This window comes from Plantactinospora alkalitolerans (assembly GCF_015690345.1).
Lineage (GTDB): Bacteria > Actinomycetota > Actinomycetes > Mycobacteriales > Micromonosporaceae > Plantactinospora > Plantactinospora alkalitolerans.
Genome location: NZ_JADPUN010000258.1, coordinates 20,221 through 40,534, shown reverse-complemented (window position 1 = coordinate 40,534; position 20,314 = coordinate 20,221). Strand labels below are relative to the sequence as shown.

The window sequence follows — 20,314 nt, the reverse complement described above, 5'->3', positions numbered from 1 at the left end:
TGCTGAATTCGGGTACGCGGATGCGATGGCCGCCCGTCAGGGGGCCCACCAACCGTTCAGGGTGATCCGCATGCCTCCACGGTAGCAGGGACACCGGGCCGTACGGGCGCTTGAACGGCGTTGAGGCTAGTCCGGCTGCCCGCTCGGATGCTCGGCGTCCCAGCGCTGCCGGGCCGCGGCGATCGTGTCCTTGTGCGCGGCGGACCAGTCGGCGAGGCCGAACACGGTGTCCGCCAGGCTCCGCCCCACGGCGGTCAACCGGTAGTCGACCTGCGGTGGGATGGTCGGGTAGGCGGTCCGCTCGACGAGGCCGTCACGGCAGAGCCGGCGGGTCGTCAGGGTCAGCATTCGCTGCGAGATGCCGGGGATCGCCCGCTGCAACTCGCGGAACCGCCGTACTCCCTTGGACAGCTCGACGAGGACCAGCACGGTCCACCGGTCGCCGATCCGGTCCAGGACGTCCCGGATGCCACAGTCACCCTCGCCACAGGGCCCGACCGGCGCGGGCGGACTGACCTGGGAGGTTATGCCGGTGTGCCCGACGGACATGGAAGTGCCTCCTTACGGCCGTGGTCAACGGTAGCGACGCTGGCGGGGTCAGCACACCGCACCACAGCAGGGGGTACCTCCATGATTCTCGTCACCGGTGTCTCGGGCGCGCTCGGCGGCCTGATCCTCGACCGACTCGCCACGGTCCCCGGCCTGCCGGTGGTGGGCGGTACCCGCGTGGCGGCCACCGCCCGCCCCGGCACCGTACCTGTGCGGCGGGTCGACTTCGACGAGCCGGCCACCCTGGTCGACGCCTTCACCGGTGTCGACGTCCTGGTCTTCGTCTCGGCCGGCTACGGCGAGGACGACGAGGTGCTCGCCCGGCACGGCGCGGTGGTCCGGGCCGCGACCGAGACCGGTGTCCGTCACGTGATCTACACCAGCCTGGTCGGCTCGGGTGATCGCCTCACCATCGCGCTGCCGCACCGCTGGACCGAGGCCCGCCTCGCCGAGGCGCCGTTCGAGGTCACCGTCCTGCGCAACGGGTTGTACGCGGAGCTGCTGGCGGGGCTGGCGCTGCCGGCCGTCGACCACGCCGTCGCCGGCGGTGTCTTCGCGGCACCATGGGGGCAGGGTCGGATGTCGGTCGTCGCCCGCGAGGATCTCGCCGATGTCGCGGCCCGGGTCGCCGTCGAGGCCCACGCCGACCTGGCGGCGTCGTCCGGTGACGGCGTCGCGCCGGCCCGGCATGCGGGGCGTACGTACGAACTCGCCGGGGTCACCGCCCTCGGTGGGAACGAGATCGCGGCAACGCTCACGGATGTGCTCCGCACCGGTGCACTCGGTGATCACCGAGCGGGCGGCGGGATCCGGTACGAGAGCACGTCGCTGGCTGCCGCCCGCACCGCCCTGGCCGGCGCCGGACTGCCGGCGTACCAGGTCACACACACGCTCTCGATCTTCTCGAACCTTCACGCGCAACTGCTGGAGCAACCGGAGACCGATCTGCCTGCTCTGCTCGGCGCCGCGCCCCGATCCGCCCCGGACCTGGTCGCCGACGTGCTTCGATCCGGCCGTTCGCACCGGGGCGGGACGGCCGGATCCCGGTGACCAGACCGCGAGGTTCGGCCACGAACCGCGTACTGCCTGGTCACCGGGATGCCGGTCGAGGTCAGCCGGTGGGCACCACCCCGACGTTGAGTTCGGCGACCGAGGTCCAGCGGTTACCGCTGACCTCGCCGAGGGCGCGGAGCCGGATGTACCGGCCACTCGTCGGCGGAATCGTCACCGTCTGCTCGGCGGCGCTGTTCGGGAAGGTGCCGGTCGCCACCGGACTGCCCCAGCTGGTGCGGTTGGCGGAGACGTACACCTCGTATCCGGTGATCCGACCGGCGGTGTTGGAGCCCTGCCGGGGCAGGTAGTACAGCCGGTTGACGGTCCGGGTGGTGGTCAGGTCGATGTCGATCCAGTGCGGGTGGGCTGGGTTGGACAGCAACCGCTGGGTGTGCCAGATCGACGACGAGCTGCCGTCCCGGACGTTGTTGGCCCGGCCGTTGACCAGGAGCGTCTCCTGGCTGTCCGCCCCGGCCACGGACCACTGGGACTGCGCCAGCCGGGTGCTGCCCGACTGCGGGTTGTAGTTGGCGGTGTAGCTGGTGGAGGTGGCCGGGGCGGTGATCACATGGGTCTGGGCCCCGCCGTCGGACCAGGAGCCGTAGACGTACGGGACGCCGCCGAGGCTCTGCGGGGTGACCGCACTGACCGTGTTGCTCGACCCCTGGATGACGGTACGGGTGAACGGCGTGGCCTGGGCGCCCGAGCCGAACGCCAGTTGCAGGCCGGACGGGCTGGAGTTGAAGGTCAGGTTCACGGTCTTCGGGTCGAGTCGGATGCTGGTGCTGTGTGCCAGGCCGCCACTGTCGGTGGCGGTCAGCACCAGCTCCAGATAGGACGGATACTCGTGGTCGGGGCCGAGCATGCTGCCGCTGGTCCCGGTGAAGTCCTGCAGGCTGTGGGTGTGGCAGTTGTCGAGGGTGTAGCAGTGGTGCAGCAGCATCCGCCAGTGCAGCGCGCTGCCCGGCAGGGTGCCCTGGTCGGGGTCGGTCGCGTGCCCGGTGAAGCTGATCGGATCGTTGACCGCCCAGGTGAAGCCCTCCGCCGGGGTGTCGATCACCGCGGTCGGCATGCTGTTGCCGGTCTGGATCGGCACCGTCTTGGTGGCCGAGGCGTTCAGGGTGTCGTAGACGGTCAGCCGGGCGGTGTAGGGGCCGCCGGCCGGATAGGTGTACGAGGCCGTGGCGGTGGTGGCGTCGACGGTGCCGTCGTTGGTGAAGTCCCACTCGTAGCGGAGTCGACCCGCGTCGGCCGGGTCCGCGTCGGAGGAGCCGGTGCCGTCGAAGTTCACGGTCAGCGGCGCCGTACCGGAGGTGGGCGAGGCGGCGATCGACGCGACCGGTGGCTGGTTGCCCGGGAAGTACCGGATCCGGCGTACCGATCCGGCGTGGTCGACGTAGTAGAGGTCTCCGCCCGGACCCATCGCCAGGTCGACCGGGTTCGCGGCGGCGCTGCCGAAGGTACGCCGGCTGGTCGCCACCGGCAGCCCACCCGGTGCGCTGGGCATCATCGCCCAGATGCAGTCCCGGCTGTAGTCGGAGAAGAACAGCGCGCCGGAGTACTCGGCCGGATAACTGCCGCCGGAGGCGGGGTAGAACGCGGCCCCGGAGACGGAGGAACTTCCGGTCGGGCAGGCTTCCCCGTCGACGACCCGGGCGGCGTGGTCGTAGGTGTAGAACGGTGCGGTCTGCCCGGCGCCGGTGTAGAGGGTCTCGCAGAGGTCGAGGTTGGCGCTGTCGTACCCGCTCTGCCGGGCCGTTCCCTCGTAGCAGGGCCAGCCGAAGTTGGCGACACCCGCAGTCGGCTCGACCAGCCGGTTGACCTCCTCCCAGCGGGTCCAGCCCACGTCACCGAGCCACACCTCGTTGGTGCCGGGTCGGATGGTGAACCGGTACGGATTGCGCAGCCCCTGCGCGACGATCCGCCGGGTGTTGAGGTCGGCGCTGGCCGCGCCCGGGTTGCCCGGGGCGGCGGCGCCGGTCGCCGGGTCCAGCCGCAGCACCGTACCGTCCAGGCTGGTCGGGTCGGCGGTGGTCCGCAGGTCCTGTGAACGCAGCGCTCCGCCCTCGGCGGTCGGCGGCGTCATCGTCCCGCCCGGCGGATCGGCACAGGGATTCGCCGGGGTGCCCAGTTGGCCGTAGTCGACCAGGTCGTAACTGGCCCCGTCCCCGGCGGTCGCGTAGAGCATGCCGTCGGCGCCGAACTGCAGGTCGCCGGTGGCGTGGCTGGCCCACTGCTGGCACCAGTCGGAGACGAGCACCTGTTCCGTTCCGGTCATCGTGTCGCCGGAGGCGGTCAGCCGGGAGAGCCGACCGGTGACGATGCACCGGCCGCCGTTGGTGCCGCCGACGGAGGCGCAGTTGTCGTTCCAGTACGGGGCGGTCTGGCCGGGCGGCGCGTCGTACGCGTAGAGCACGTAGACGTACGGCTGGGTGGGAAAGTTCGGATGCAGGGCCAGGCCGAGCAGCCCTCGGTCGTGCTGGTTGTGCACGTTCGTCGACAGGTCGGCGAAGACGGTCGCGGTGGTGTCGGCGAGGTCGTCGTACACCTTGATCCGGCCGCCCTTCTCGGCGACGAAGACGCGGCCGTCCGGGGAGAACTCGATGTTGGTCGGCTGGTTGAGGCCGGTGAACACGACCTGTTCCTGGAATCCGGTGGGTAGCACCACCGCGGCGGCGGGCGCCGCACCGGAGATCGGCGCGGTCAGCGCCGCCAGCAGGCCGACCACGAGACCGGTACGGAGTACGGATGTGATCGATGACGGTTGTGCGGGTGATGGCATGCCGCTTTCCCCCAACTTGGCGCAGCTCCAAGTGCACAAAGGATCTGTCACGCTAGGGGGACCGGCGACGGAGAGCACTCCCGTCACGCCCGGAGTTAGCATCTCGTGACTACGGGCTAACGGCGCGTCGCACATCAATGTGGATGATGTCCCCCGGACCTGACGCACCGCCTAGCCGGATCATCGGAGAGTGGCCGACCGGTCGGGCGAAACGGCCCTGCCCGACCGGTCGGATCTCCGGTCAGCCCTTGACGGTCAGGATCGGCCGGAGTTCGACCACCGGTTCGGCGACGTCGGCCCGGCGCAGGCTGTCGACGACGGCGCCGACCTCCTTGTACGCCCACGGCGCCTCCTGCTTCAGGTCGCGCCGCCACGCGTCGACGATGTCCCGCCGGGCGGCCACCGCCGGATCGCGGTGGTCCAGCGGGGTCACCACCCGGAACTCCCGCAGGAACGCGTCCAGTTCGGCGTCGCCGCCCCGGGCCGCCGCACCCCGGGGGATGCTGCGTCCGGCGCCGTGGCAGGCGCTGGTCAGTGCGCGGGTGTTACCGAGCCCCCGGAGCAGGTGACTGGGCGCGCCCATCGAGCCGGGCACGATGACCGGCTCCCCGTACAGGTCGATCGGGCGTTGACCGGCGCCGCCGGCTCCGGCCGCCGGGGTGGCGCCCTTGCGGTGCAGCACGCTGCCGTCCGGCTCCGGCCACATCAGGTTGTGCGGTGCGTCGTACACCTGCCGGGACCGGAGTTCGCCGACGATGCTGGCCAGACCGGCCCGCAGCATCAGCGCCAGGAAGAACCGGTTGCCGAGGGCGAAGTTCGCGGCGTTGGCGAACGCGGTCAGGTACCGCTGCCGTCCGGGGGCGGACGCCTCGTCGAGCAGCATCGGCAGGATCCGGTTCCGGGGCGTCGGCACCGCGCGTGGCCAGGCCGCCCTCGCCTGGTCCCGGCCGGTGGCGTTGGCCTGGTGGCCGAGCGAGAGCGAACCGCTGTGCACCATCAGCACCACCTGGCCGGGAGCCAGGCCCCAGGCGTACGCCGCCGCGCCGTCGTGCACCGCCGAGACGTACTGCAGCTCGGCGAAGTGGTTGCCGCCGCCGACGCTGCCGATGATGCTGTCGTAGCTGGTGCCACCACCGCTGGTGATCCAGTCGCGGAACCCGTCGGCGGAGGAGACCGGATAACCGCTGGAGTGCAGCCGGCCGTCCAGGTCGGTCAGGTCGTCGGGACCGACCTGGAGCCACGCGCCACCGGCGGCCCCGGCACGGTCCGCGCTCCCGGCACCGGACCCGGCCGGTACGTCGTCGGCGAGCAGGCCGGGGAGTCCTTCGCGGAGCAGCCCTTCGCGCTGCCGGGCGGTGAGGCCGATCCGCCGGCCACCCTCGAAGAAGAGGTGCCGCAGCCGCCGCTCCAGTCGGTCGAGGTGGGGACGGATCTGGTCGACGGTGACCGAGGTGGCCTCCACCCGCATCCCGCAGTTGATGTCGTTCCCGACCGCCTGCGGGATCAGGGCGCCGGTCGTCCGCAGTACGGTGCCGATCGGGATGCCGGCGCCCTTGTGGAAGTCCGGGGTGCAGACGACCCGGTCGATCCGGGGTTCGGCGTCGAGTCCCGGGGTGGCGTGCGCGAGGCTCCGCAGCGTGTCGGCGGTTTCCAGCACGGTGAGAAGTTCGTCGATCGCCACGGACTCGATCGGTACGTCCGGCCCGGCGCAGATGTCGACGGGTATTCCGGACGGGTTGGGCAGGGTGAGCCAGGAGTCGTCGACTCTGACCAGGCGTGGATCGGGCCTTTTGGCCGCTTGTGCGGGCATGGCTGGGGCCTTTCGGAGCTGCTGCGAGGGGAGACGCGTCATCGACACGCGCGTCGGCGCGTGCGGGCGGTGGCGGGACGGGTCCCGCGATATCCGGTTGTGGTGCTCGACGGTTCAGCAGCCGCGAGGTCAAGATCAGGGTAGATGTCCGGCCGCACGGGCGGCAATCGGATAAGCCCGCCGGGACCGGCGGCTGCCCGGCGCGTTCGGCAGCGCTCGTCGCCAGGTCGGCGCTACACCGGGTGACCCCCCGGTCTACCAGGGGTTTCGTCTACCTCGTGATGACGGCCCTCGCTTGGTGCGGGCGATCCACCGGCCTAGGGTCGGCGGGTGAGTGTGAACGAAATTCGCTTCCTCGGGATGGTGGCGGGGCATCCGAGCAGCGGAAACGGTGGCCCGGACCGGCACGCTGACCGGCGGCTACGTGCGGGCGTGCCGCTGATCGTCGGCACCGTACTGGTGGCGCTCCTCGCCGGCCTGAGCGGCTGCCGGGGCGGCGAACCGGCCCACCCGTCCGGTGGCGTCGCGGCCGCCACCCCGGGCGTGCGCAACCCGGATATGCCCATCCCGGACGTGACCACCCCGGGCGCGCCCACCCCGACCGGCCCGACCGGCCCGTACGCGGCCAGAGTGCCGCGCTTCGCGGACGCTCCGATCCCGAAGCCGGTGACCGTGCCGGCCGGAGCGGAGGCGGGCTGGTACAGCCGCATCCCCACCACCCAGCCGGTGGCGTTCCTGACCATCGACGACGGCTGGATCAAGAACCCCGAGTTCCGGCAACTGCTCCTCGACGCGCACGTGCCGGTGACGCTCTTCCTCACCGTCAACGCCATCAAGGACGACCCCGACTACTTCCGGCGGTTTCCGGCCAACGTCGTCATCGAGGCGCACACCATCACCCACCAGGGGTTGCGGGGCAAGTCGTACGCGACGCAGCGACGAGAGATCTGCGGGTCGGCCGACCAGCTCGCGCAGTGGTACGGCCGCCGCCCCGTGCTGTTCCGGCCGCCGGGTGGCAACAAGGACGCCACCACGCTGCGGGCGACCCGGGACTGCGGCATGAAGGCGGCGTTCTTCTGGAAGGAGACCGTGGACAAGGGGAAGGTCCGCTACCAGGAGGGCCGTCGAGTGCGCGCCGGGGACATCATCCTGATGCACTTCCGGGAGCGGTTCGTCGACGACTTCATCGCCGCGTTGACCGCCATCCACGCCGCAGGGCTGACGCCGGCCCTGCTCGGGGACTACGTCCGCTGAGCGACCGGTCAACCGCCCACCCGCCGCCGGTGGCCCGGGGCGGGTCGTTCAGTCGAGGTCGAACTCGCCGTCCTGGGCACCGGCCACGAACGCGTCCCACTCGGCCTGGGTGAAGACCAGCACCGGCCCGTCCGGCTCGGCGGAGTTGCGCATGCCGATCAGGTCGTCGACGAACGCGATCTCCACCGCGCCCTCCGAATCGTCGCCCTCGGCGCGTTGCCACACGGCGCGCGAAAGGTCGAAATCGCCCTTGGGGTGCTGCGCCATCTTCGGTTCCTCCATACACAGGTTCGGCCCGGACTCCAGCCGTCCGCGGACCCATCGTGCAGGATATGCGGATGCCGAGCCTGAGCCGGGTAGCTGCGACGGAACGCGCCGCACTGCTCACCGTCGAGTCGTACGACATCGAGTTGGATCTGACCGGCGGTGAGGCCGGGTTCCGGTCCGTCACCAGCATCCGGTTCCGGTCCGCCACCCCGGACGCCGCCACGTTCGTCGAGGTCAGACCGGCCAGACTCCTCGGCGTACGGCTCAACGGCACCGAACTGGATCCGGCCGCGCTGGACGACAACCAGTTCGCCCTGACCGGGCTGCTCGCCGACAACACGCTGGTCGTCGAGGCGGAGATGGCGTACTCGAACGCCGGGGAGGGGCTGCACCGGTTCGTCGACCCGGCCGACGGAAGCACCTACCTGTACGCGATGTCGGCCATCGACAACGCCCAGCGGATCTTCGCCTGCTTCGACCAGCCCGACCTGAAGGCGCCGGTGACCCTCTCGGTCGTCGCGCCGACGGACTGGACGGTGGCCGGCAACGGCGAACTCGCCGCCTCCCCGGCGCCGGGGAGGTGGGAGTTCGCCGCGACCCCGCCGCTGGCCACCTACGTCGTGTCGCTGATCGCCGGGCCGTACCACGTGCTGCGCGGCGAGCACGACGGCATTCCGCTCGCTGTCTACTGCCGCCGCTCCCTCGCCGGGTACCTGGACCGGGACGCGGACGAGATCTTCACGGTCACCCGGCAGTGCCTCGACCGGCTGCACGAGCTGTTCGAGGTGCGCTACCCGTTCGGCAAGTACGACCAGGCGTTCGTGCCGGAGTTCAACATGGGCGCGATGGAGAACCCCGGTCTGGTCACGTTCCGGGACGACTACCTGCACCGGTCCGTGGTCACCGACGCCGAACGGGAACAGCGGGCGAACACCATCGCGCACGAGATGGCGCACATGTGGTTCGGCGACCTGGTCACCCTGCGCTGGTGGGACGACCTGTGGCTGAACGAGTCGTTCGCCGAGTACTTCGGGACCCGGGTGACGGCCGAGGCGACCAGGTTCGGCTCGGCGTGGACGACGTTCGCGCTCCGCCGCAAGGCCTGGGGGTACGCCGCCGACCAGCGTCCGTCGACCCATCCGGTGGCGCCGTCCGAGGTCTCCGACGTCGCCGAGGCGTTGCCCAACCTCGACGGGATCTCGTACGCCAAGGGTGCCTCGGTGCTCCGCCAGCTCGTGGCGTGGCTCGGCGACGAGGCGTTCCTGGCCGGGTTGCGTGGCTTCTTCGCCACCCACCGGTTCGGCAACGCCACCCTGGCCGACCTGCTGGCGGCGCTCTCGGCGAGCAGCGGCCGGGACCTGACCGGCTGGGCCGAGGTCTGGCTGCGGCAGCCACAGCTGAACACCCTGCGTGCCGAGGTACGGCTGCGCGACGACGGGCACTACGCCGAGGTCGCCGTCGTGCAGACCGCGCCGTCGGGATATCCGCTGCTGCGCCCGCACCGGATCGCCGTCGGCCTCTACGACCTCGCCGACCTCGCCGACACCGCCGGCACTGGTGACACCGCCGGTGCCGGCAACGGTGCCGGCAACGGCGACGGTTCTGCCGGTACCGGGTCGGGGATCCGGTTGCGGCGTCGGATAGAGGTGGACCTCGACCCGCTCGTCGACGGCGGGCGGACCGTGCTCGACCAGTTGACCGGCCAGCCGGCGGCCCGACTGCTGCTGCCGAACGACGGGGACCTGACCTTCGCCAAGGTACGGCTGGACGACGGATCGGCCGCGGCCGTACCGCTGGCCCTGCCCGGCCTGTCCGATCCGCTGGCCCGGGCGCTGCTCTGGAGCGAGACGCTGGACGCGGTGACCGACGGAGAGCGCCCGGTCTCGGACCTGGTGGCGCTGATCGTGGCGGCCCTGCCGGCCGAGCCGGAACTGATCGTCGTGCGGGACGTGTTGAACCGGACCCGTCCGCTGCTCGACCGGTACCTCGATCCGGACGTCCGGGCGGCCGCGCAGGAGCAGTTGGCGGGCGCCTGTGACCGGTTGCTGGCGGCGGCGCCGCCCGGCAGTTCGCGCCAGCTCGCCGCCGTGCGGGGCCTGATCGGGGCCACGGTCGACACCGCCCTGCTGGCGGGATGGCTGGCCGGCGAACACGTTCCGGACGGGCTCGTGGTCGACGCCGAGCTGCGCTGGGCGGTGCTGCGCCGGCTGGCCGTACTCGGTGCCGTCGGCGAACCCGAGATCGCCGCCGAGCAGGCCGCCGACCCGAGCGCCACCGGGGCGGAGCGGGCGGCGACCTGCCGGGCCGCGCTGCCCGACCCGGACGCCAAGGGCCGGGTCTGGCAGGTCGTCACGGGCGACACGACGCTGTCCAATCGACTGCTGGAGGCCAATGCGACCGGGTTCTGGCAACCAGAGCAGACCGAGCTGACCGCCTCCTATGTGGAGCGCTACTTCGCCGAGATGCCGGAGGCGGCGCGTCGACGTACCCCCTGGGTGGCCGACCAGGTGGCCGGGCTGGCCTATCCCCGGTACGCCGTGGCCGGGCGGACCCGGGAACTGGCCGCCGCGTTGCTGGCCCGGGACGACCTGCCGGCCGGTCTGCGCCGGGTGGTCACCGACGCGGACGACGATCTACGCCGGGCCCTGCTCTCCCGGACCCTCTCCCGGGCCGTCGCCCGGTAATCCGGCCGGTTCGGCCCGGGGTGCCTCCGCCCGCCGGGAAATGCGATCTGGCTCATGTCCGGGAGATCGAGGGGCGTGACCAGCCTACGATCAAGGCGTGGAGGACGACATCCGGCGGATCGGGATCATGGGGGGAACCTTCGATCCGATCCACCACGGGCACCTTGTCGCCGCGAGCGAGGTGGCCGACCGGTTCGCGCTGGACGAGGTGGTCTTCGTGCCCACCGGACAGCCGTGGCAGAAGGCGGACGAACCGGTCAGCTCGGCCGAGGACCGCTACCTGATGACCGTCATCGCCACCGCCTCGAACCCACGGTTCCAGGTCAGTCGGGCCGACATCGACCGGGGTGGCCCGACCTACACCGTCGACACCCTCCGGGACCTGCACGCCGAGTACGGCCCGAAGGTCCAACTGTTCTTCATCACCGGCGCCGACGCACTGGAGAAGATCCTCTCTTGGAAGGATCTCGACCAGATGTTCGAATTGGCCCACTTCATCGGGGTGACCCGGCCCGGTTTCGAACTCTCCGCCGCGCACCTGCCGGCCGACACGGTGAGCCTGGTGGAGGTGCCGGCGATGGCCATCTCGTCGACCAACTGCCGCAACCGGGTGGCCGCCGGGGAGCCGGTCTGGTACCTGGTGCCGGACGGTGTGGTGCAGTACATCGCCAAACGTCGGCTGTACCAGGGGTGATTTCGCCCGGTTTGATGCTCGCTGTTCGTTAACCGCCGGGCCGTACCGTGCCGCCGTGTGAGAGGCTAGGAGAGTCTGACGGTTGATCGAAGGAGAATGGTGACAGTTTCCGAACGCGCCCGCGAGCTGGCAACGGTCGCCGCGCAGGCCGCCGCCGACAAGAAGGCGCAGGACATCGTCATCATCGACGTGGGGGAGCAGCTCGCGATCACCGACGTGTTCCTGCTCGCCTCCGCGCCGAACGAGCGCCAGGTGACCGCGATCGTGGACGCGATCGAGGAAGCCCTGCTCGGCCTGCCGGAGAAGGCGAAGCCGGTCCGCCGCGAGGGCGAACGGGCGGGCCGTTGGGTGCTGCTCGACTACGTCGACGTGGTGGTCCACGTCCAACACACCGAGGAGCGCGAGTTCTACTCGCTCGACCGGTTGTGGAAGGACTGCCCGACGATCCCGTTCGTGGACCGGGACCTGGTGGAAGCCGAGGCGGGCATCGCCGAATGACCCGGCTGATCGTCTGGCGGCACGGCAACACCGACTGGAACGCCGCCAACCGGGTGCAGGGACAGCTCGACATATCGCTGAACGACCTCGGCCGGGAACAGGCCGCGAGCGCCGCGCCGTTGCTCGCCGCGCTGCGACCCACGGTGATCGTCGCCAGTGACCTGCGCCGGGCCGCCGACACCGCCGCGGCCCTGGTCGCGCTGACCGGGCTGCCGGTCCGGACGGACCCCCGGCTGCGGGAGCGCTACTACGGGCAGTGGCAGGGACTCACCATGACCGAGGTGGCGCAGCGGTTCCCCGCCGAGCACGCCCGCTGGCGGGCCGGTGAGCAGGATCCCGGCTGCGAGGTGGAGAGCCTCGACGAACTCGGCAAGCGGGTCGGCACGGCACTCCAGGACGCCGCCGACGCCGTACCGGGCGGCACGATCGTGGTGGCGACCCACGGCGGCGGTGCGCGGCAGGGCTGCGGCTATCTGCTCGGCTGGGACTCGACCGTGCTGCGCTCCGTCGGGTCCCTCAACAACTGCCACTGGACCGAACTGCGGCACGACGACGTACGTGGTTGGCAGTTGCGTGGACACAACGTCGGGCTGATCGCCCACGGCGGCCCGGGTGCCGGTCTCGACCACCCGCCACCCGCCGCCATCTGACGCGCTCTCCCTCCGCCCGCGCGATCGGCTACCGTGCCGGCATGCCCGTCGCGGTCGTCACCGACTCCACCGCCTACCTGCCGGCCGACCTGGTCGAGCGGAACCGGCTCACCGTGGTACCGCTCGCCGTCGTCCTCGACGGAGTAGAGGGCCAGGAGGGCGTCGACGTCTTCCCCGAGGACGCCGCCCGGGCGCTGGGTGGTCGGCGGGTGTCGGTGAGCACCTCGCGGCCGGCACCGGAACAGTTCGCCCGCACGTACCGGCAGTTGCTGGCGGGCGGTGCGACCGGAGTGCTCTCGGTACACCTGTCGGCGGAACTGTCCGGCACCGTCGAAGCGGCCCGGCTCGCAGCGGCCGAACTGGGCGAACGGGTCAGCGTCGTCGACGCCCGGTCGACCGGAATGGGACTCGGCTTTCCGGCGCTGGCCGCCACCGCGTCCGCCGCGCTGGGAGCCGGGCTGCCCGAGGTACGCCGAGCGGCGATCGACGCCATCGAGCGGACCAGCACCTTCTTCTACGTCGACACCCTGGAGTTCCTGCGTCGGGGCGGCCGGGTCAACGCCGCTGAGGCGCTGCTCGGCACGGCCCTGTCGGTGAAGCCGATCCTGCACGTCGTGGACGGCGCCATCGTCCTGCGGGACCGGGTCCGTACCTCCGGCCGGGGGCTCGCCCGGCTGGTCGACCTCGCCGTGGAGGCGGCCGGGCAGGACGAGGTCGACATCGCCCTGCACCATCTCGCCGTACCCCAGCGGGCGGCCGGTCTCGCCGAGGCGCTGCGCTCGCGGCTCGGCGCCCGGCTGCGAGCCACGTACGTCACCGAGGCCGGTGCGGTGATCGCCGCACACGCCGGCCCCGGCCTGGCCTGCGTCGTCGTGCACCGGGTGTAAGGAAGGGCCCCCTCTTATCGCTTTTTGTATAGGAAGGGCCCCTTCTTAACACCTCAAGGCGTTGACTGGAGTCGATCTGGATGGTCCTATTGGTTAGGAAAGCTTCCTAAGGGTTCTTTCCGAAGCCTCGTGTGTCCTAGCAGGAGGAGCGCCGTGTCCAGGTCACGTCTCCATGTCCCGATGCCCCGGGCGGTCGCCGTCGGCGTGCTGTTGCTGACCACCGTGGTCGTCCCGCACTCCGGTGCCGGCCCGGCTTCGGCGGCCGCCGCCGCACCCGTGTCGCAGGTGGCGGAGCGGCGGATCGCCGCACCCGCCGCGTTCACCCACCCTGGCGTACTGGTCAGCCGTCCACAGCTCGACTTCGTCCGGTCCCGGGTGAGCGCCGGAGCGCAACCCTGGAAGGGCGCCTACGACCAGATGATGGCGAGCGCCTTCGCCTCGCTGTCCCGTACGCCGAAACCACGCGCCATTGTGGAGTGCGGCTCGTACTCCAACCCCAACAACGGATGTACGGACGAACGGCAGGACGCGCTGGCCGCGTACACCCTCGCGCTGGCCTGGTACGTGGGCGGAGACAGCCGGTACGCGGAGAAGGCGATCCAGATCATGGACGCCTGGTCGGCGACGATCCGGGACCACACCAACAGCAACGCACCGTTGCAGACCGCCTGGGCGGCGTCGAGCTGGCCCCGGGCGGCGGAGATCATCCGCTACACGTACGGCGGTTGGTCCTCGACCGGCGTGAACCGGTTCGGCACCATGCTGCGCGACGTCTACCTGCCCGAGATCATCAACGGCAACGCGACCAGTAACGGCAACTGGGAACTGAGCATGATGGAGGCCGCGCTCGGGATCTCGGTGTTCCTCGAGGACCGGGCCAGTTACGACCGGGCGGTGGCCAAGTTCCGCGACCGGCTGCCGGCCTTCCTCTACCTGACCACCGACGGCGCCTACCCGCGCGGCCCGGTCGGCAGCAGCATCGACACCCGGACGGAGGTGGTGTCGTACTGGCACGGGCAGCAGCAGTTCTCCGACGGACTCTCCCAGGAGACCTGCCGCGACTTCACCCACACCGGGTACGGCATATCGGCGATCTCCCACGTCGCGGAGACGCTCCGGCACCAGGGCCAGGACATCTATCCGGAGATCCAGGACCGGCTGCGTCACGCGTTGGGCTTCCACGCGAAGTACGAACTGGGTGACGCCGTGCCGCCCTCGCTCTGCGGAGGCAGCCTGACCCTGGGGCTCGGCCCGGTCACAGAGGTCGCCTTCAACGCGCTGAACAACCGACGGGGCATCGCGATGACCAGGACTGGGCAACTCACCGAACGGCAGCGACCGGCGGGCACGAACCACCTCTTCGTGGCCTGGGAGACCCTGACCCACGGCAGCAACCCGAACTGAGGCCAGCCATAGCATAGACAGACATGATCAGGGCATTTTCCACAGGAGGGCTGGTTGTCCACAGCCGTGGACGTCCGGCCCTCCTGTCCCGTACGCCGTTGGCTAGCTTCGCCGCGTGTCCGACGAGGAAGCAGTGGTGCGGCAGCGGCTCTTCCGGCTGCTCGGCGGGCGCGCCTCGCAGGCCGTAACTCCGGCCGCCGGCGCGTCCGGAGGTGACAGCTGGGCAACCGAAGGCGACGGCTGGCCGTCTGGTGACGATGTCCGGTCCCCCGGAGGGGGTGTTCGGCTACCCGACGACGACGTGTCGTCGACGTCGGAACGGTCCCCTCGTCGTCCCGGCCGGCCCGAGAACGAGGATCCGGCGGCCGACGTGGCCGCGCCGGCCCGGCTGACGGGGCCAGGCGCCTTCGATCCTGGGCGGCGCGGAGTCAGGGCGATCGCGGTGGTGGCCCTCGTGGTCGTGCTCGGTGCGGCAGGCTGGGCGTGGACGTCCCGCCCGCGCACGGAACCGGTCTCGTCGTCCGTCGGGCCGTCCCCGGGGTCCTCCGCACTCTCGACGCCGTCGGGCTCGGGGCCCGTCGCGGGTGGTGCCGGGCCGGACGCGGGTGGTGCCGGGCCCGTCGCGGCCGGCGCCGAGGTGGTGGTCGCGGTGGCTGGCAAGGTGCGCCGGCCGGGTCTGGTACGACTGCCTGCCGGCGCGCGGGTGGCCGACGCGCTCGAGTCCGCCGGTGGTCCACTGCCGGGGGTCGACGTCTCCCTGCTCAACCTCGCCCGCCGCGTGACGGACGGCGAACTTCTCCTGGTGGGGGTGACGCCACCGCCGGGAGCGGCACCGGCCGGCGCCGGGTCGGCCGAGGCTCCCGCCGGAGCGGTCGGCGGAAAGGTCAACCTCAACACCGCCACCGTGGCGCAACTCGATGCCCTGCCCGGGGTGGGCCCGGTACTCGCCCAGCGCATCGTGACGCACCGGGAGCAGCATGGCGGCTTCCGTTCGGTAGGCGACCTGCGACAGGTCAACGGCATCGGTGACGCCCGGTACGAGGACCTGAAGGATCTGGTGACGGTGTGACTTCTCCCGATCTGCGGCTGGCCGGACTCGCCATCGGAACCTGGCTGTCCGCACTGGCCGCGCTCCTCCTGGACGCCACGGCGGCGTTGCTGATCGCTGCTGTGGCCACGATGGCGCTGCTCGCCCTCTCGTACCGGCTGATCCGTCGTCCTCCGCCCGGGAGGAAGCGGCAGGCTCCGAAGTCGTACAGGCTGGAGCGGGAGAGTCTGGAGCGGTACGGGCCGGAGCGGGAGAGTCTGGAGCGGTACGGGCCGGAGCGGGAGAGTCTGGAGCGGTACGGGCCGGAGCGGTACGGGTGGGTGGTCGTCTCGGTGCTGCTCGGGGTGCTCTGCGGCAGCGTGGTCACGGCCACCCGGCTCGGCGTACGGGACGCCACCCCGATCGGTCGACTGGCCGACGCCCGAGCCCGGGTCACTGCTGCACTGGTGGTACGGGATGATCCGCGACCAGTCGCCGGAGCCGCCGGCCGTCCGGCGATGTATCTGCTCTCGACCCGGCTCGACTGGCTCCAGGGACCCGAACAGGGTCGGATCAGGGCACCGGTACGGATTCTCGTGCTGGCCAGCGATGCCGGCTGGCGGCGGGTGTTGCCGGGCCAGCGGCTGACGGCCACCGGCAGGCTCGCCGCCTCGCGTGGGGGAGACCTCACCGCCGCCGTGCTGACGGTCGGTACCCCGCCGCTGTTACGTGGCGAACCGTCCTGGGCACAGCGGACCGCCGGCTCGTTGCGGACCGGGTTGCAGCGCGCCTGCGCGCCGTTGCCGCGCGAACCGGGCGGGCTGCTGCCGGGCCTGGTGGTCGGAGACACGAGCCGACTGGAGCCGGCCGTCGAGGACGACTTCCGGACCACCGGAATGACCCACCTCACCGCGGTGTCCGGATCGAATGTGGCGATAGTCGTCGGCTTGGTGTTGTTGCTGGCTCGTTGGGCCCGGGCCGGACCGTGGCTCTCCGCCGGCCTGTGTGGGATTGCCCTGGTCGGATTCGTGATACTGGTCCGCCCTTCGCCGAGCGTGGTCCGGGCCGCGACGATGGGCGCGATCGGTCTGGCGGCGTTGGCCGCCGGACGACCCCGGGCCGCGTTGCCGGCCCTGGCTGGCGCGGTGACGGTGCTGGTCGTCGTCGACCCGGAGCTGGCCGGCGATGCCGGGTTCGCGCTGTCCGTACTGGCCACCGGTGGGCTTCTGCTGCTCGCGCCACGTTGGCGGGACGCCCTGCGCCGCCGGGGCGTGCCGGCGGGGGCGGCCGAGGCGCTGGCCATCCCCGCGGCGGCGCAGCTCGCCTGCTCACCTGTGGTGGCGGGCCTGTCCGGGACGATCAGCCTGGTGGCCGTACCGGCGAACCTGCTCGCCGTTCCGGCGGTCGCTCCGGCGACGGTGCTCGGGGTGACCGCGGCAGTGCTGTCCCCGTTCTGGGCGGCGGGCGCCGAGGCCGTCGCCTGGCTCGGCGGGTGGCCGGCATGGTGGCTGGTCCTGGTGGCCCGGCATGGTGCGCGGTTGCCGGCCGGCACGCTGCCCTGGCTGGACGGGGTGGCCGGTGGCCTGCTGCTCGGACTGCTGACGGTCGCACTCCTGGTGGCCGCCCGCCGGCCGCTCGTCCGCCGGCTGGTCGCGGTGGTCACGGTCGCGGTGGTCGTCGGTGCGCTGCCGGTGCGGCTCGTCGCGACCGGCTGGCCGCCGACGGGCTGGGTGATCGTGGCCTGTGCGGTGGGTCAGGGCGACAGCCTGGTGCTGCCGATCGGGGCCGGGCAGGCGGTGGTGGTGGACGCCGGTCCTGATCCGGTCGCCGTCGACCGATGCCTGCGCCGGCTCGACGTGCGGGTCGTGTCGTTGTTGGTGCTCAGTCACTTCCACGCCGATCACGTGGGTGGGCTGGCCGGCGTGTTCCGGGGACGGCGGGTGGACCTCGTGGCCACCCCGGACTGGCTGGAGCCGGGCGAGGGCAGAGCCGCCGTCCACGACGCGGGCGCGGCGAAGGCTGTTCCGGTCCGCGCGATCGGCACGGGTTGGACGTACGCGGCCGGGCCGGTGGTGCTGACCCTGCTCGGCCCGCCGTATCCGCTGCGGGGCACGCGATCGGACCCGAACAACAATTCCGTGGTACTGCGTGCCGAGGTGCGCGGCACGAGCATTCTGCTGACCGGTGACGCGGAGACCGAGGAGCAGCAGGCGTTGCTGGACCGATTCCCCGCCACCGCGTTCCGGGCCGAGGTGATGAAACTCGCCCACCACGGATCCGCCTACCAGGAGCCGGCGTTTCTCGACGCGGTGCGGCCGGCGGTGGCGCTGGTACCGGTGGGGGTCGACAACGGCTACGGGCATCCCAACCCCGCGGTGCTCGCCCGGCTGGCCCGGTCCGGTGTCCGGGTGTTGCGGACCGATACCGACGGGGATGTGGCGGTGGTCAGATTCGACGGTGGCCGGCTCGGGGTTGCGGTCCGAGGGTTGGACCCGGGCGACCCGTCGAGATGATGACGAAGAATGTCAGAGTTAAGATAAATGTCTAGATTTGCGCTAAGTGCAGGGTCAGCCGCAGCGAGCGGGGTGACCAGGCCCGATGGACACTCGCCGCATGCGACGATGACCTAGTGACCCCCGTCAGCCTCGCTTCCGTCCTGCTCGTCCTCGGCGACGAGGAACTGCTTGCCACCCGGGCGATCGCCGGGGCGGTCGATGCGGCCAGGGCCGTCGATCCGGGTGTCGATGTACACGATCACGAAGCGGCGGCGTTGAATCCGGGGGAGATCGCCGAACTGCTCGGCCCGTCCCTGTTCGGCGGTCGGCGGGTGCTGATCGTCCGGGCTGGACAGGACGCCCGCAAGGACCTGGTCGCCGCCCTGCTGTCGTACGCGAAGAATCCCGACCCGGAGGTGCACCTGGTGGTGGCGCATGCCGGCGGGGCGAAGGGCAAGGCGTTCGCCGACGGACTGCGGGCGGCGGGCGCGGAGGTCGTACCGGCGACGAAGCTGAAGGGACACCGCGACCGGGTCTCGTTCGTCCGGGACGAGGTGCGGCGTGGCGGTGGACGGTGCACCGAGGACGCGGCCGAAGCGTTGCTCGCGGCGGTCGGGAACGATCTGCGCGAGCTTGCCTCCGCCTGCTCGCAGCTCCTCGCCGACACCGACGGACGGATTGGCGCCGACACGGTTGCCCGCTACTACCGGGGACGTGCGGAGGTCAGCGGGTTCACGGTCGCCGACGCGGCGATGGCCGGTGATCTGCCCGGAGCCCTGGAGGCGCTGCGCTGGGCGCTGCACGTGGGCGTGGATCCGGTCCCGGTCGCCGACGCGATCGCGGACGGGGTACGGACGGTGGCCCGGGTCAGCTCGGCGGGCCGGGGCAGCGCGTACCAGTTGGCGAGCAGCCTCGGCATGCCCCCATGGAAGATCGAAAAGGCGCAGCGGGTCGGCCGGGGCTGGTCCCCCGAAGGGCTGGCCGACGCGATGTACGCCGCCGCCGAGTGCAACGCCGCCGTCAAGGGCGGCGCCGATGACCGGGGATACGCGCTGGAACGTGCCGTCGTCGCGGTCGTGGCCGCCCGCAGGGCGAGCGTTGCGCGATGACGTCGGCAGCGGCCATGTCGGTCGAGGAGGAACGGTTACGCCCGTTGTACGCCAGGGTGCTCCGGCTCCGACACGTCGATCCGGGCGGAACGCTGTGCTTCGTCTACTTCGAGGGCACGGTGGCGCTCGGTCTGCTGCTCGCCCTGGCCGAGCTGGTGAGCTGGTGGGGGGTACTCGTCCTGCCGGCAACCGTCGCTGTCATGGTCAAGGTCAACGACGTGGTCGCCGCTGCGGTGGTCCGGTCGGCGGCTCGGGTGCCGGCCCAGGAACGCGAGCGCTTTCGCCGGGAGATCCAGCCGGCGGTCGGACGGGCCCGCGTACCGGGGCAGATGATGACCGAGCCGGATCGGGCCGTTCCGCTGACCGCTGTCGCCCCCGACGGGGGCGATGTCGCAGGCCCGGTATCCGGTACACCCGACCCGGACCCTAGGAACCGGCACGATCCGGCGGCTCGCCCGGCGGGCATGAGCGCGGCGGTCTGGGCTCGGCTGGAACGCGGCGGCCAGCGGGGGTACCGGTCGAATCAGGATCTGCTGCCCCGGCCGACCGTCGACATCCTCAACCGCTCCCGCAGCCAGGCCGCGGCTCGAACCCGGACCTCGGACGCGTCCAGGCCGGCCGGTGGTAACTTCGCATCACCCGCCGTGCCGTCCCGGCCCAGCCCGACGCCGGTCCCGGGGCGAGCGGCCGAGCGGTCGAACTCCACTGCCGCCGAACGCTCCACTGCCGCCGAGCGGCCGGGTGGCGTGGAGCGGTCGGGTGGCGTGGAGCGGTCGGGTGGTGCGGTGCGGTCGGGTGGCGTGGAGCGGCCAGGTGGCGCCGAGCGGTCAGGCGGCGTGGAGCGGCCAGGTGGCGCCGAGCGGCCGGGCGGCGCCGAGTGCGCCACCGCCGGCGTGGCCGAGCGGTCCACTGCCGACGAGTGCGCCACTGCCACTGCCGGTGCGGGAGACCGGCCGAACACCGGCGACGGAACGGCCGGTCGAAAGAACGATGCCGGCCGGGCGCAGGCAGCAGCGGGGCAGGGCCAGCACCCACAGGGCCAGCAGCAGATTGATTCCCTACCCGGGGCCGGCAGCGGCAGGCCGCTGAACCGAGGGCTGAGCGAGCGACTGGACCAGCGACCGGTACGGCGATGGCTGGTTCGGCTGGAT

15 protein-coding genes and 1 pseudogene are annotated in these 20,314 nt (G+C 71.7%); 12 read left to right on the top strand and 4 right to left on the bottom strand.

Translation table 11 applies throughout. The annotated features are described in order from the left end of the window. Window positions 1-126: 126 nt before the first annotated feature. Entirely contained in the window at window positions 127-549 is a 423-nt protein-coding gene (locus I0C86_RS29790; RefSeq protein WP_196204634.1) for a winged helix-turn-helix transcriptional regulator, read from the bottom strand. Between the two features lie 81 nt (window positions 550-630). Here I0C86_RS29790 and I0C86_RS29785 point away from each other — a divergent pair, with 81 nt between their 5' ends. Beyond that, window positions 631-1,599, top strand: a complete 969-nt coding sequence (locus tag I0C86_RS29785; RefSeq protein ID WP_196204633.1) for an NAD(P)H-binding protein — start codon at window positions 631-633, stop codon at window positions 1,597-1,599. Between the two features lie 61 nt (window positions 1,600-1,660). On the opposite strand, the gene I0C86_RS29780 is transcribed toward I0C86_RS29785, so the two are convergent. Beyond that, the gene (locus tag I0C86_RS29780; RefSeq protein WP_196204632.1) at window positions 1,661-4,384 is read right to left on the bottom strand and encodes a PQQ-dependent sugar dehydrogenase; all 2,724 of its coding nucleotides are present in this window, start codon (window positions 4,382-4,384) and stop codon (window positions 1,661-1,663) included. A 241-nt stretch (window positions 4,385-4,625) separates the two neighbouring features. Then, window positions 4,626-6,194 (bottom strand): RtcB family protein, encoded by a 1,569-nt coding sequence (locus I0C86_RS29775; RefSeq protein WP_196204631.1) that lies wholly within the window; start codon window positions 6,192-6,194, stop codon window positions 4,626-4,628. 330 nt (window positions 6,195-6,524) lie between these two features. On the opposite strand from I0C86_RS29775, the gene I0C86_RS29770 reads away from it, so the two are divergent. Beyond that, window positions 6,525-7,448, top strand: a complete 924-nt coding sequence (locus tag I0C86_RS29770) for a polysaccharide deacetylase family protein (RefSeq protein ID WP_323373922.1) — start codon at window positions 6,525-6,527, stop codon at window positions 7,446-7,448. A gap of 48 nt (window positions 7,449-7,496) precedes the next feature. On the opposite strand, the gene I0C86_RS29765 is transcribed toward I0C86_RS29770, so the two are convergent. After that, on the bottom strand, window positions 7,497-7,715 hold the full coding sequence (locus tag I0C86_RS29765) for a DUF397 domain-containing protein (protein ID WP_101371446.1): 219 nt from the start codon (window positions 7,713-7,715) through the stop codon (window positions 7,497-7,499). Between the two features lie 71 nt (window positions 7,716-7,786). Here I0C86_RS29765 and pepN point away from each other — a divergent pair, with 71 nt between their 5' ends. The 10 genes and pseudogenes from pepN to I0C86_RS29715 form a co-directional block, all read left to right on the top strand. Next, window positions 7,787-10,399: an aminopeptidase N gene (pepN, locus tag I0C86_RS29760; protein ID WP_196204630.1), complete on the top strand. Its 2,613-nt coding sequence runs from the start codon at window positions 7,787-7,789 to the stop codon at window positions 10,397-10,399. A gap of 97 nt (window positions 10,400-10,496) precedes the next feature. Beyond that, on the top strand, window positions 10,497-11,093 hold the full coding sequence (gene nadD, locus I0C86_RS29755) for a nicotinate-nucleotide adenylyltransferase (RefSeq protein ID WP_196204629.1): 597 nt from the start codon (window positions 10,497-10,499) through the stop codon (window positions 11,091-11,093). Between the two features lie 99 nt (window positions 11,094-11,192). Next, entirely contained in the window at window positions 11,193-11,591 is a 399-nt protein-coding gene (gene rsfS / locus I0C86_RS29750; RefSeq protein WP_196204628.1) for a ribosome silencing factor, read from the top strand. Beyond that, entirely contained in the window at window positions 11,588-12,241 is a 654-nt protein-coding gene (locus tag I0C86_RS29745) for a histidine phosphatase family protein (RefSeq protein WP_196204627.1), read from the top strand. The genes rsfS and I0C86_RS29745 overlap by 4 nt, the downstream gene beginning before the upstream one ends. A 41-nt stretch (window positions 12,242-12,282) precedes the next feature. Beyond that, window positions 12,283-13,128, top strand: coding sequence for a DegV family protein (locus I0C86_RS29740; protein ID WP_196204626.1), 846 nt, complete (start codon window positions 12,283-12,285; stop codon window positions 13,126-13,128). A gap of 153 nt (window positions 13,129-13,281) precedes the next feature. After that, a complete protein-coding gene (locus I0C86_RS29735; protein ID WP_323373920.1) occupies window positions 13,282-14,532 on the top strand; it encodes an alginate lyase family protein in 1,251 nt (416 codons plus the stop codon). A gap of 301 nt (window positions 14,533-14,833) precedes the next feature. Next, window positions 14,834-15,601 (top strand): helix-hairpin-helix domain-containing protein, encoded by a 768-nt coding sequence (locus I0C86_RS29730; protein WP_407676366.1) that lies wholly within the window; start codon window positions 14,834-14,836, stop codon window positions 15,599-15,601. Then, a complete protein-coding gene (locus I0C86_RS29725; RefSeq protein ID WP_323373916.1) occupies window positions 15,598-18,072 on the top strand; it encodes a ComEC/Rec2 family competence protein in 2,475 nt (824 codons plus the stop codon). Before I0C86_RS29730 ends, I0C86_RS29725 begins: the two co-directional genes overlap by 4 nt. 116 nt (window positions 18,073-18,188) lie before the next feature. Next, entirely contained in the window at window positions 18,189-19,163 is a 975-nt protein-coding gene (gene holA / locus I0C86_RS29720) for a DNA polymerase III subunit delta (protein WP_196204625.1), read from the top strand. Continuing rightward, a pseudogene (locus I0C86_RS29715) lies at window positions 19,160-19,609 on the top strand (hypothetical protein); the annotation flags it as partial. The gene holA and the pseudogene I0C86_RS29715, both read left to right, overlap by 4 nt. Window positions 19,610-20,314: the final 705 nt, after the last annotated feature.